At 46.1% G+C, this 12,007-nt stretch carries 12 protein-coding genes and 2 pseudogenes; 7 read left to right on the top strand and 7 right to left on the bottom strand.

Features of this window, described 5'->3' with window-relative positions; all coding sequences use genetic code 11:
- Positions 1-99: 99 nt before the first annotated feature.
- A complete protein-coding gene (locus tag BACINT_RS17045; protein ID WP_118308124.1) occupies positions 100-333 on the top strand; it encodes a hypothetical protein in 234 nt (77 codons plus the stop codon).
- Between the two features lie 86 nt (positions 334-419).
- Here the strand turns inward: BACINT_RS17045 and BACINT_RS24845 are convergent.
- The 5 genes and pseudogenes from BACINT_RS24845 to BACINT_RS17025 form a co-directional block, all read right to left on the bottom strand.
- A pseudogene (locus BACINT_RS24845) lies at positions 420-539 on the bottom strand (cation transporting ATPase C-terminal domain-containing protein); the annotation flags it as partial.
- An 87-nt stretch (positions 540-626) separates the two neighbouring features.
- Positions 627-1,231 (bottom strand): annotated as a pseudogene (locus tag BACINT_RS17040) (arginase family protein).
- A 26-nt stretch (positions 1,232-1,257) separates the two neighbouring features.
- Positions 1,258-1,884 (bottom strand): NUDIX hydrolase N-terminal domain-containing protein, encoded by a 627-nt coding sequence (locus BACINT_RS17035; protein ID WP_007665283.1) that lies wholly within the window; start codon positions 1,882-1,884, stop codon positions 1,258-1,260.
- Entirely contained in the window at positions 1,881-2,786 is a 906-nt protein-coding gene (gene bla, locus BACINT_RS17030; RefSeq protein ID WP_007665281.1) for a class A beta-lactamase, subclass A2, read from the bottom strand. Before bla ends, BACINT_RS17035 begins: the two co-directional genes overlap by 4 nt.
- A 47-nt stretch (positions 2,787-2,833) precedes the next feature.
- Positions 2,834-3,586: a response regulator transcription factor gene (locus BACINT_RS17025; protein ID WP_007665279.1), complete on the bottom strand. Its 753-nt coding sequence runs from the start codon at positions 3,584-3,586 to the stop codon at positions 2,834-2,836.
- Between the two features lie 113 nt (positions 3,587-3,699).
- On the opposite strand from BACINT_RS17025, the gene BACINT_RS17020 reads away from it, so the two are divergent.
- The gene (locus tag BACINT_RS17020) at positions 3,700-4,257 is read left to right on the top strand and encodes a sugar O-acetyltransferase (protein WP_007665276.1); all 558 of its coding nucleotides are present in this window, start codon (positions 3,700-3,702) and stop codon (positions 4,255-4,257) included.
- Between the two features lie 30 nt (positions 4,258-4,287).
- Positions 4,288-4,938 carry a DUF1349 domain-containing protein gene (locus tag BACINT_RS17015; RefSeq protein ID WP_007665272.1) on the top strand — a complete coding sequence of 217 codons (651 nt, stop codon included), beginning with the start codon at positions 4,288-4,290 and terminating at the stop codon, positions 4,936-4,938.
- 103 nt (positions 4,939-5,041) lie between these two features.
- Here BACINT_RS17015 and BACINT_RS17010 read toward each other — a convergent pair whose 3' ends face one another.
- Entirely contained in the window at positions 5,042-5,299 is a 258-nt protein-coding gene (locus tag BACINT_RS17010) for a hypothetical protein (protein WP_007665270.1), read from the bottom strand.
- 283 nt (positions 5,300-5,582) lie between these two features.
- On the opposite strand from BACINT_RS17010, the gene BACINT_RS17005 reads away from it, so the two are divergent.
- From BACINT_RS17005 to BACINT_RS16990, 4 genes are all read left to right on the top strand, one after another.
- Positions 5,583-7,532 (top strand): heavy metal translocating P-type ATPase, encoded by a 1,950-nt coding sequence (locus BACINT_RS17005; protein WP_007665268.1) that lies wholly within the window; start codon positions 5,583-5,585, stop codon positions 7,530-7,532.
- Positions 7,533-7,537: 5 nt separating this feature from the next.
- Positions 7,538-7,975: a Fur family transcriptional regulator gene (locus BACINT_RS17000; protein WP_007665262.1), complete on the top strand. Its 438-nt coding sequence runs from the start codon at positions 7,538-7,540 to the stop codon at positions 7,973-7,975.
- A 4-nt stretch (positions 7,976-7,979) separates the two neighbouring features.
- Positions 7,980-9,716, top strand: a complete 1,737-nt coding sequence (locus BACINT_RS16995) for a helix-turn-helix domain-containing protein (RefSeq protein ID WP_007665259.1) — start codon at positions 7,980-7,982, stop codon at positions 9,714-9,716.
- 255 nt (positions 9,717-9,971) lie between these two features.
- A complete protein-coding gene (locus BACINT_RS16990; RefSeq protein WP_227073422.1) occupies positions 9,972-11,468 on the top strand; it encodes a PAS domain-containing sensor histidine kinase in 1,497 nt (498 codons plus the stop codon).
- Here the strand turns inward: BACINT_RS16990 and BACINT_RS16985 are convergent.
- The gene (locus BACINT_RS16985) at positions 11,445-12,002 is read right to left on the bottom strand and encodes a pentapeptide repeat-containing protein (protein WP_007665252.1); all 558 of its coding nucleotides are present in this window, start codon (positions 12,000-12,002) and stop codon (positions 11,445-11,447) included. The two genes, BACINT_RS16990 and BACINT_RS16985, sit on opposite strands and share 24 nt — an antisense overlap.
- Between the last annotated feature and the right edge of the window lie 5 nt (positions 12,003-12,007).

The raw sequence follows: 12,007 nt of genomic DNA, 5'->3' as shown, positions 1-12,007 counted from the left end.
AAAATGATACCGTCTGAAAACGCCTTTCCGGTCTGCATCAAATGGTAGTTTGCCGTTACTATGCAAGTAATTCCAATAAACGCATTAATTATACTGTTTATGAAGAATATAGAACTTTCCATCAAAAGAGGAGACCGTGTGTGGGTGAAGGTTTATAATGAACGAAATGGCTCATTCACTTCGCGTATGGCGGAGGTCATATCTATATTGCAAATGTATGTTTCCGGGGCAGACGTACCGTATGTAGCATTGCGTTATCTGGACGACCGCAGCTATGGATGTATTCCTTATGAACAAGTCACCGAAGTATGCGACGAGTCTTTTTCTGAATAATGACACTGTAGTTTTGTTGATACTAATAGCCCGGCTTTCTTCATCCGCCAGTATCGTCTGACAAAGAAGAAAAGCAGGGCATTCTTTTATAACCAACCCGAAAACTTTCTGATATACCAGTTCTTTACCAGTTGAGTCAGTACACAATAGGAGAGCAGAATGCCTACCAGCCACGGAAAGTAACTCAATGGAAGCGTTTGTGAACCTTAGGGCAAGCGTGTCTTTCAGGATTTCCCGTTTGGCATATCCATAACCGTCATAAGCAGCAGCGGTAACCCGGAGTTTCTCTTTTCTTACTCTTTTAATAAAGGCAACTGGTTCAGCATATTTCTGATTTTAATAGCGATACGTGGCATTGGTTCGGCTATGGTCAATCCTACCAAGTCATATTCGGAAGCAATGTCGTTAATCACGCGGACTACTTCCTCGGTCTTCATACCGTCCGGTTCTACGCCGACACCTGCTATCATGTCGGCAGGATCTATCACGTCCAGGTCAAAGTGGATGACAACCTTGGAAGCTTCGGTATTTTTCAGCCATTCCATAATGGCGGAACTGTTGTCCGCTGTTTCTTTCGGTGCCAGACCTTTTATGCTCAGTTCCTTTTGTCGTTCCTGCATGCCTTTGTCCCATGAACGCAGTCCTACGATTAATGCTTTGGAAGCGTCAAACTTACCGGGCAGTAAGTTCATAATCTCTTCGTCACCCATTCCCAAGCAGATACCGGAACTTCCACGGTTTTCTGATTGCTGTCCGGAGCCAGCAGGTTCAGTAACTGGGCACCTAAATAATAACCTCTGGAAGAGTCTTCTGCCGGAATATCCGGCATCCAGTGATCTACAATTCCGCCTTGCCATTGCGGATAAATCAGGCGGAGAGGAGTGGTTTCTTTCTTCATATCTTTACTTTTTACGGGTTGTCGTTTTAGTCGAATAGCACCTTCCAGTTTTCATCCTGATAGGCGGCGAAACACATGGCTATCTGTTCTTTGCTGTTCTTTTCTTCGGCTAACTCCGGTATCTCATCCATAGAAAAATATCTGCTTTCAGTTGTTTCTATGTTGCTTTGAAAACTCCCGCCTGTAACTTCGCAAAGAACAAAGGCTTTGCAGACATTGTATGCATAAGGAGGCACGTTGTGCAGGTTTCTATCCTGCAAAGCAATCAGGCGTACGGCCTTTACATCCAGTCCGGCTTCTTCTTTAACTTCTTTCTCTGTATTGGTTTTGATGCTTTGGTTGACGTCTACCCAGCCACCGGGCATAGACCATACACCGGCTTTTTCCTTTACCAGGAGTATTTTCCCGTCTTTAAAGATGGCGGCACGGGTATCCAGTTTAGGTGTTTGGAAACCGGTTTCATTGCAGAATAATTCTTTTACCTTCTCTATCGGCAGATCGCTTTGATGGCTCATGATCTCTGCCGATATTTCCCGGATACGTTCAAAACGCTCGATGTCGAAGGGATCGCGGGAGTAGGTCAGTCCTGCCTGAGCTATGAATTGTAATTCCTTGGCCCATTCGAGCCAGTGGGGATCAGTGTTCTTGTTCATTGGATATCTGAGTTTAAAGTATCATATACAATTTGGGATATACTGGCGATGATAGCTGCATTATCTGCATCGGTTTCCTGCGACTCCATCACGAAGACAGCTATATAATATTTCTGTCCGTTGGGCAGGATAACAAAGCCTGCATCATTATCAGCGATCTTTATCCCTTCCGGAGTCCGGTCGGAAGAACCTGTCTTATGACCTACGATTACGTCAGCGGGTAACTGGCCTTTCAGCTTATCTTTGCCGGTAGAAGTTTCCTGCATGATTGCTTGAAGGAAGTCTTTGTATTGAGTTCCAAATAAGGGTTGCTTGTCGGCTATATTCAATAATCTGACTACTTCTTCCGGAGTACTCCAGTTCAGATAAGCATCTCCGGAGGTATGCATGAGGGTTTCTGTTGCCGCAAGATTACAATCTTTTATTCCTAATGATTTCACATACTCATTTACTTGCTCTATACCGCCGACATATTCTATAAGGATATCACATGTATTGTTATCGCTTTTCGAAATGGTGTATTTTAGCAACTCTCCGAGAGAAATTGTAATATTCTGATCGGGAAATTTATCTCTTAACGGACTGTATGTGTTGGGCGTCAGTTGAGAAGACTTCACTTCAATAAGACTATCTAAAGCAATATGCCCTTTATCCATCTTATCCAGAACAGCCAGTCCCACATGAAACTTGAAGATGCTTAACAGGGGGAAATGGATTTGGTTATTATAAACGGCTACAGTCTCATCATTGGCGAGTACGGCAACGCCTACCGTAGCTTTCTTATCTTTCAGAAGGGAATCTATTTGTTGTTCTATCTTCTGTTTCGGGGTGCGGTTGGTGGTATTGCATGCACTGAACAAGATTGCCAGCGCTATACAGCTTAAAAAGAATTTTGCTTTCATAAATGTACTTTAGTGAGTTAATATTAATCCCGGTTTTACTTCTCTTATCATAACAAGTGCAATTCTTTAGCAATCCGGCAAGCTTCAATAGAATTGTTTACCTGAAGTTTCTCCAGGATATTTTGCCGGTGCCGGTTTACGGTGTTTATACTAATGGATAATGTCTGGGCAATGTCCTTACTCATTTTTCCCTTATTTATCAATTGCAGGATTTCTTTTTCCCGCTCTGACAACAGGTCGTTGCAATTCTGCTTTTCCAGTTCGAGGGTTTGCCCGTCTGCCGAGTTAAGAATGGTGCAACTTAACGATGTATCCATTGAAAAGTTGTAAAGGCATAAGGATAACCATACACTTCCGTTTGAGTGGCTCGCTATATAAAACATCCTGTGCAAGATGTGTACATACCTGCCTGAATGATCGCGCATGCGCATATTGTGTATAAGGTAGTAGTCCGGACGTTTCTTTTCCGGAACACTTTTCAGAAAGTGGAAGAAGCGGAGTTCTTGCAAATGCTTTTCTTGTAAGTCATCCGGATGGATGTGACTGAATATTTCTTCTTCCCATATCGACTGAATGGTCTTGGCGGTATTTCGTTCTGCCAGTCCCAGTTTCTCGGCTACTCCGCCGTAATAAATATAACTAATATTGGCTTTCATATCGCTCAACACCGCTATGGCATTTTCGGTTTGTGCATATATGGAAGCTATATGTTTGCACTCATTCAGGCGTTCCGTCTGTTTCTGTTCTTCGGTGAACGCTTGTTTCAGTAGCTCTTTTTTCAGTTTATTTACGATGTCCATACGGTATGGAGATGGAAAAATGGTTATTAATCAGTATTGCCGACTTATCTGTAAGCCTTTACCTTTGCAAAGGTAATGAAAACTAATGGTTATTTATTTAGGTGCAATAAATTATGGAGAGTGAAAAAGCAAAAGCGAAAGCCGGGAAATTGTATGATGCCAATAATGATATAGAGCTTGTGTCGGAGAGGGAAGCTTGCAAAGAAGTATGTTATGAACTGAATAGCTTGCGCCCTTCACAGAAGAAGGAACGGGAGAGCATTATCCGCCGACTGTTTGGTAAGACCGGAAAATCTTTCCTGATAGAACAGCCGTTTTATTGTGATTACGGATATAATATCGAAATAGGGGAGAACTTCTATTCGAATGTGAATTGCGTCATTCTGGATGGAGCTAAAGTTACATTTGGCGATAATGTTTTTGTGGCTCCGAATTGTGGTTTCTATACTGCCGGACATGCCTTGGATGCGGAACAGAGAATCCAAGGGCTTGAATATGCTTATCCTATCACTATCGGAAATAATGTGTGGATTGGTGCCCAGGTCTGTGTGTTGCCGGGAGTGACGATTGGTGATAATACGATTATTGGTGCCGGAAGTGTGGTTACAAAGAGTATTCCTGCCAATGTGCTGGCTGTCGGTAATCCTTGCCGGGTGGTTCGTCAGATATAAGAATAACGATTAATTAAAATAACACGGAAAATGAAGAAATTACTTTTTGGCCTGTTGATGGCTGTTGTGGCGCAAACTTCTTTTGCGCAGACGTTAGAGAAAATGCAATGGTTTAATGAACCCGAACAGTGGGAGATAAAAGATAAAACCCTTTCGATGTTTGTCACTCCGCAAAGCGATTACTGGCGCATCTCCCATTATGGTTTTACGGTAGATGACGCTCCTTTCTATTATTCGGTTTATGGTGGCGAGTTCGAGGCGAAGGTGAAGATAACAGGTGATTATAAAGAGCGTTTCGACCAGGCGGGACTAATGCTCCGCATCGACCATGAGAACTATATCAAAGCAGGTATAGAGTTTGTGGACGGAAAGTTTAATCTGAGTACAGTAGTCACTCATAAGACAAGTGATTGGAGTGTGATTACTCTGGATAAGCCGGTTCCATATATCTGGATTAAGGCAGTCCGTCGTCTGGATGCGGTTGAAATCTTCTATTCCTTTGATGATAAGACGTATATAATGATGCGCAATGCATGGTTACAAGACAATATTCCCGTTAAGGTGGGGGTGATGGCAGCCTGCCCGGACGGAGATGGATTTAAGGTTAAGTTTGAGAATTTTAAGGTGAAGCATCTGCCTGATATGCGCAGGGTGGATTGGTTGAAGAAGAATGCGGAATAACACGTTGTGTTTATGTCACTTCAGGTAATAGAGCATAGAGTGGCTGTCCGGTCAGGAACAGCTACTCTTTGTGTTTTCTGATGGTATACTCCTTTCAACACCTTCATTTGGCCAAATCCTCCCACATTTTATCAGACTCTTTCTCTATATCCATATCTGCGGGAAGCTCTCCTATCACCATATCCTGCACTTCTTTGGAAATAGGGCGTGTATGTCTGGGCTTGCTTTTAACCGCAGGACCGTTTATGGTCAATAGATCGCCAAGCTTTTTCTTTACCTCTGCTAACAATGAGGCGTTATCAATACTCAGTATGGCGTGTGCCAGGCGAGCTTTATTGGCTTCAAGTTCTAATGTTGTCATAATTCTACCTCCTTATTGTTTAGTATGATGCTACTTCTGCAAAGGTAACAATGTTTTTGGAAAAAGGTTACGCTGTGCGATTGAAATCGTACTTCATTAGCTATAATAAACATATTACACGAAGTTCATAGAACTTATGAAATTTGAGCTATATGAGTATGTATTTGATTGAATTCATCTATACCCGGATGAAGAGACCTATGAATTCCTGTATCACCTTTGCAACCCGGTTGCACTCCCCATCCCTTACCTTTGCACCGGACAAAATAATAAGATTAAGATTATGGAAACAAAATGTCAGTGTGGTTGTGCACATACACATACTTCTCCGCAGAGCAAAGAGAAAGAGCAATCTATGATTCGTAAGATAGGAGCTCCGGTGCTATCAGGTATATTCCTTATCACGGGTATCATCTTCCAGCATCAGGAATGGGTAGGATTCAACCATCCGGTGGTTGAATTCTGCTGGTTCCTGCTGGGCTTCCTGCCCGTGGGACTTCCTGTGATGCGCGAAGCATGGGAGGGCATCTTGCGGAAAGACTGGTTCAATGAATTCTCCCTGATGGCCTTAGCTTCCCTCGGAGCATTCTATATCGGAGAATATCCGGAAGCGCTTGCCGTGATGCTACTCTATACCCTGGGAGAGATGTTGCAGGATAAAGCCGTGAACCAGGCTACCCGCAATATCCGCGGCCTGCTCGATGTGCGCCCCGAACGGGTGGATGTATATCGTGAAAACACGCTCCGCACAGTCTCTCCCCGTGACGTCAATGTGGGAGAAACCATTGAAGTAAAACCCGGAGAACGTGTCCCTCTGGACGGAACTCTGCAAAACCCGCAGGCCGTTTTCGATACTTCGGCGCTGACCGGGGAGAGCATGCCCCGTAATGTTTCCGCAGGCGGTGATGTCCTTGCCGGTATGATTGTCAGCGGACAGGCAGTGCGCATACTGGTGACGAAACCTTACGACCACAGCACGCTGGCACGCATCCTCAACCTTGTGCAGGACGCAGCAGAGCGCAAAGCGCCTGCCGAACTGTTCATCCGGCGGTTTGCCCGCATCTATACACCGATAGTCGTGCTTCTGGCTGTCCTGATAGTAGCCCTTCCCGCACTTGTTGCGGCGGTGCATCCGGGCTTCGACTATGTGTTCAACGATTGGCTCTATCGTGGCTTGGTGTTTCTCGTAATATCCTGCCCGTGCGCACTGATTATCAGCATCCCGTTGGGCTATTTCGGAGGAATAGGGGCGGCTTCCCGTATGGGTATCCTGTTTAAGGGAAGCAATTATCTGGATGCCATCACCCGCGTGAATGCCATCGTCTTCGACAAAACAGGCACGCTGACCACCGGCAGTTTCCGCGTGACGTCCATACAGGCGGCCGGTCTGCCGGAAGATGAATTGCTGCGCCTGGTGCTGTCTGTAGAAAAGAAGAGCACCCATCCTGTGGCACAAGCCGTTGCCCGCTTCGCGGCCGAACGGGGTGTGGAACCTCTGGAAGTAACTACATTGAATGAACTGGCAGGCTATGGTCTGGAGGCCGAAGTAGGGAGCCGCAAAGTCCTTGTCGGCAACATCCGCCTGTTGAAGGACCGCAAGATATCCGTACCCGGAGAACTGATGGACTGTGTAGCCACTGTCGTAGTCTGTGCCATCGACGGGCGATATGCCGGTTGCCTGCTGCTTTCGGACACTCTGAAGGAGGATGCCACGGATGCTATAAAAAAAATAAAGGCTTTAAAAATAGATAATATTCAAATGTTATCTGGTGATAAACAGGAGATTGTTGATATCTTTGCCGCAGAATTGGGCATTGACAAGGCTTACGGTGACCTGCTTCCCGAAGATAAGGCCGTCCATCTGGAACAGCTCAATTCTGCCCCGGACGTGTCCGTAGCCTTTGTGGGCGATGGTATGAATGACGCTCCCGTACTGGCTCTCAGTGATGTGGGGATTGCGATGGGAGGGCTGGGTTCGGATGCCGCTATCGAAAGTGCAGATGTAGTTATCCAGACCGACCAACCGTCGCGGGTGGTGACAGCCATTTCCATCGGACGGGCCACAAGACGGATTGTGATGCAAAATATTATCGGTGCCATCACCGTGAAAATATTGGTTCTGATTGCGGGCGCCTTTGGCTTTGCCACGCTATGGGCGGCGGTGTTTGCCGATGTCGGAGTGGCTTTGCTGGTTGTTCTCAATTCGGTCCGCATATTAGGTAAGAAGTTCTGAGTAGTATGAAAGACGTATATCTACATAAATTGTCCCTTCGGGATATCAAACCTACAGCGATGAGGCTGTTGATTCTCCGCACTATGATGGAGATGAGGCGGGCTGTGTCCATGGCAGATTTGGAAGAGAAACTCGATACGGTTGATAAATCCACTATTTTCCGGACACTGACCCTGTTCCTTTCCCACCACCTGATACATGGTGTGGACGATGGAAGCGGTTCGTTGAAGTATGCCGTTTGCGAAGACTGCTGCATGTGTACGGTGGAAGACCAGCACATGCACTTCTATTGCGAACATTGCCACAAGACCTATTGCATCCGGAGTGTGCACGCCCCGTCAGTCACGCTTCCGGAGGGATTCATGCAGACGGGAATTAATTATGTAATCAAAGGGATTTGCGCCGACTGCGCAGTCCATAAGAGAATAGACACAGACGATTGAGCGTATGAGACATTTCTATATATGTCTCCTCTTGTTAGGCTTTCTGTCGGTATCTGCCCTGGCAAGCGGAGATAAAGGAACAAAGGATATATATACGGAACAGTATATCACGGACATCTATATGGATGAGCCGAAACGCGCGTTGCAACTGCTGGACGAAGCTGAAACAAAGCAAGCGTTGCCCATATACAAGGTTGATGATTTGCGTAGCATGGTCTACTCGTACCTGTATCAGGACAAATCGGCATTCCACTATGCCCGCCGGGCCTATGTACATGATTCTATCTCCGGGAACCACCCTGACCACTTGTTGAAGATGACCATAACCCTGGCCGACATCTCCCATACCCTGAGCGAATATAAGGAGAGCAACCGTTATGCGGTTGAAGGGCTGGAATTGGCACGCAGGCTCGACGACCGGCAGTCGGAATGTAAGTTACTCTTCTGTATGGGCGAGAACAAATGGATGCTGTCATTGAAAGAGGAAGGGTATGAGCTTTTCGATAAGGCAATCGCCCTGCTGGATGGCAGGAAAGATAAACTGAGCAAGTCGATGCTTTCCTATTTCTATGGGGTGAAGATGGGATACCTGATTAACGACAACCGGCTGGAAGACGCCTTGCAGGTAGGTTTGCAGCGTGAGAAGCTGTTGGACGGAATGAAAGGCAATCCGGAAGTGCGTGAGGCTTTCCTCGACCAGCAATACGGATATGTCTATTCCAAATTGTCCCGCATCTGCCATTTGCTGGGAGATGTGGAACGTGGGAAAGAGTACCATAAAAAATACCAGTCTACCCATGTCTATAACACTCCTGCCGGTAAGCGCGATGCCACCCCTTATCTGTTTGTCACCAAACAATATCAGGCTGTAATAGACCATTGCCGCGACTTCAAGGAGCTGATGCGTCAGCAAGATACCTTGAATACCCAGTACGTCGGTGTTCTGCAACGGGAGATAGACGCCTATCTTGCCCTGAAAGACTATGAGAAAGTCGCCGCGTTGCGTGCTTCCATCCTGTCCATAACGGACAGCATCTATCGGCGTGATAAAACCAATGCCGCATTGGAACTGGACAACCTTTACGAAGTGAATGAGAAGGAAGCCCGCATTGCGGAACAGGCTTTCCAACTAACCATACGCACCATTACATTAGTCTTCATCTTCTGTGTTTCCTTGTTATCACTGTTCTTCCTGTGGCGCATGTGGCTGCAAAACCGCAAAATCAAGTGTAAGAACCAAGTGCTGGTGCAGCGCATCAACGAGCAGATGTCCATGCAGACGGAGATGAACCGCCTGCAGGCTGATGCCGAGAGAATGTCGGAAGGCCAGCCTTTCCCGGAAACCGGGCAGACAGAACCGGAAGCATCCGATGGTAACGAAGAGGAAGCCCAGATGAATAAGATGATTTTCGGCAAACTGGATTATATTATCAAACGGGATAACCTGTATCTGTCCGCCGACATATCGAGAGAAGAACTTGCCCGGATGGTCAAGATGAACAATACCCGTTTTGCCCGGATGATAAAAGAGAATACGGACACCAATTTGAACGGATATCTCAATGACCTCCGCTTGAATTATGCCATGCATTTATTGAAGGAACATCCTGAATATACATTACGTGCCATTGCCGAAGCGTCAGGCATCAATAGTATGCCTACTTTCCACCAATTGTTTAAGGCAAGGACGGGAATGACTCCTTCCGAATTTAAGAATGCAGAGAAGGAATTGAAAAAATAATATTCTGTATATCAGTGATATATTACTTTTTTTAATATACTTGAGGACAATTCTTTATATGTATGACAAACTGTATATCAGTTATTTTTGCGATATTTTGTTCCTTTGCAAAATAATAACGACAAAAAATCTGTATATACAATGTCTATATTGTGTCTAGCCATTCAAATTGTTTTTGTTGTTTCAATTGTAGCGGCAGTCTATTATTTCCGATTGTATAAACTTCATGGCATATCAGTAAAAGAGTGGGAAGAAATGAAGGAAGACAATTTCCTGATGCGGGAGTTGCTGAATAATCTTCCTATTCCGACTACAGTGAAGGACATCAAGGATAACTGTAACTATCTCTTTTGGAACAAGAAATCTGAAGATTTATATAGTGTCTCTCAGGACGACCTGATCGGGAAAAATGCAAGTGTTCTGCCTCCCGAAATTTGTTCTGCCTTTCAACAGACAGACCGGGAAACGATACGTTCCGGCCAATCAAACACCTTTCAGCATCTGATATTGGCTGATGGGTGCGAACATGTATTGAGTATGTATAAGCAGTTGTTGTACTACAAGGGCGAGCCCCGCTGGCTGATTAGTGCGGCCGTGGACGTCACGGAAGCAACAGAAAAGCGGTGCCAGTTGGAACAACTGGATCTTCAGCATCGCTTGCTGCTGAAAGCTACCGGTATGAAACTTTGGACATGGGATTTGCGGCGTAAAGAGATCACCTGGAAAAGAGACAATGAAGGTGCAACGGATAGAGTAGTTGATGCTGACGAACATCTGCTGCTTATCCTGCCGGAATACAGGGAGAACATCTATCGGGCATTGGACAGGCTGAATCGAAAGGAAACGGACTTTTTTGATGAGGAATTTCAGCTTCGGAATGAAGACGGTACTCTTTCGTGGAGAGAAATTTACGGCGCCGTATATCAGTATGATGAAAACGGCGAACCGGTTGTCCTGGTGGGGGGAACTCTGATGATTGATAAAAGAAAGGCATTGGAGCAGGACTTACGGGAAGCGAAAGAGAAAGCGGAAGAAGCCAACAGGTTGAAGTCTGCCTTTCTTGCCAATATGAGTCACGAGATACGTACTCCGTTGAATTCTATTGTTGGTTTCTCAAGTATACTGACTATGACGGAGGATATGGAGGAGAAAAAGGAATATAACCAGTTGATACAGCATAACAATACCCTCTTGTTGAAGGTGGTGGATGATGTTCTGGAGCTTTCGAAGTTGGAGGCAGGAGACTTTAAACTGTATCCTGCATGGTTCTGCCTGTCGGACCTCGTTGTGGAAAGTGCCGCCGAGTGCAGGATGAAGGCCGACGGAAAGTTGGATGTCCGTGTGGATAAACCGGAACAGGATTATATGGTGGAACTTGACGCTCAGTATGTCAAACGGATACTGAGCAACTTCCTGTCGAACGCTCTGAAAAACACCCAAAGCGGCCATATCGATATAGCGTACAGCATGGTAGATGGGGGTGTCAAGATTAGTGTGAAAGATACAGGCTGCGGTATTCCGCAGGATAAACTTCCAGTGGTTTTCGACCGTTTCGAGAAAGTGGACTCTTTTGCGCAAGGAGTTGGGTTAGGGTTGCCCATTTGTAAGTCTATAGCAGAGAGCATGGGCGGAACCATTGGGGTGACTTCGGAAGTGGGTGCAGGCACTGCGTTTTGGGTTACATTGCCTTGTGCTACGGCACCCACTCCTCAATTACACAATGAGGCGTTAGTCGACAACCTCTATTCCTAATCCCGTCAGCAGTCCTTCCAGCCCGTAGCGGGAGAACCGGGCTTTCTTCAGGCGGTTGGCGGCAGGGTTCAGGGCATAGTTGCGGGCGGTGCTGAAATCGGCTTTTTCCAGGTTGGTGTGGTGGAAGGAGGCGTAGCAGAGGTCGCACTCGGTGAACTTGGCTTCGGGGAGTTGTGTCTCCATGAAGTCGGCATTTTGCAGGTCGCAACGTGTGAAACGGGTACCTTTCAGCTTCATCTCGGTGAAGAGGGCATAGGAGAGGAGGCAGTTGCGGAACTCTACGGACAGGCCGAAGCGGTTGCTGAGGGTGAAGTTGATGCCTGTCATCTTGCAGTCGGTGAAGAGGACGTCCAGCCAGGAGGTGTTGCTGGCTTTCACCAGTGACAGGTTGCATTCTTTGAAGGTGCATCTCTCAAAGATAACTCTGCCGATGCTTTGGCCGGAGAAGTTGCATTTGTCGAAGGTACATTCGTAGTAGTTGGGTTCCAGTTCGTCGATGGTGAAATCGGCTTTTTCAATGATTTGGTTTTCCATATGGT

It is taken from the genome of Bacteroides intestinalis DSM 17393 (assembly GCF_000172175.1).
GTDB classification, from domain to species: Bacteria; Bacteroidota; Bacteroidia; order Bacteroidales; family Bacteroidaceae; genus Bacteroides; species Bacteroides intestinalis.
The sequence above is the reverse complement of the archived record's forward strand: the minus strand, read 5'-3'. Positions and strand labels throughout refer to the sequence as shown.

What these genes read in the sequence shown, in the direction of transcription:
- BACINT_RS17020 (WP_007665276.1), top strand. Translation starts at nt 3,700, where the DNA reads ATGGAGAGTGAAAAAGCAAAAGCGAAAGCCGGGAAATTGTATGATGCC.
- BACINT_RS16990 (WP_227073422.1), top strand. Translation starts at nt 9,972, where the DNA reads ATGAAGGAAGACAATTTCCTGATGCGGGAGTTGCTGAATAATCTTCCT.
- bla (WP_007665281.1), bottom strand. Translation starts at nt 2,786, where the DNA reads ATGAAAGCAAAATTCTTTTTAAGCTGTATAGCGCTGGCAATCTTGTTC.
- BACINT_RS16995 (WP_007665259.1), top strand. Translation starts at nt 7,980, where the DNA reads ATGAGACATTTCTATATATGTCTCCTCTTGTTAGGCTTTCTGTCGGTA.
- BACINT_RS17045 (WP_118308124.1), top strand. Translation starts at nt 100, where the DNA reads ATGAAGAATATAGAACTTTCCATCAAAAGAGGAGACCGTGTGTGGGTG.
- BACINT_RS17010 (WP_007665270.1), bottom strand. Translation starts at nt 5,299, where the DNA reads ATGACAACATTAGAACTTGAAGCCAATAAAGCTCGCCTGGCACACGCC.
- BACINT_RS17005 (WP_007665268.1), top strand. Translation starts at nt 5,583, where the DNA reads ATGGAAACAAAATGTCAGTGTGGTTGTGCACATACACATACTTCTCCG.
- BACINT_RS17015 (WP_007665272.1), top strand. Translation starts at nt 4,288, where the DNA reads ATGAAGAAATTACTTTTTGGCCTGTTGATGGCTGTTGTGGCGCAAACT.
- BACINT_RS17000 (WP_007665262.1), top strand. Translation starts at nt 7,538, where the DNA reads ATGAAAGACGTATATCTACATAAATTGTCCCTTCGGGATATCAAACCT.
- BACINT_RS17025 (WP_007665279.1), bottom strand. Translation starts at nt 3,586, where the DNA reads ATGGACATCGTAAATAAACTGAAAAAAGAGCTACTGAAACAAGCGTTC.
- BACINT_RS16985 (WP_007665252.1), bottom strand. Translation starts at nt 12,002, where the DNA reads ATGGAAAACCAAATCATTGAAAAAGCCGATTTCACCATCGACGAACTG.
- BACINT_RS17035 (WP_007665283.1), bottom strand. Translation starts at nt 1,884, where the DNA reads ATGAACAAGAACACTGATCCCCACTGGCTCGAATGGGCCAAGGAATTA.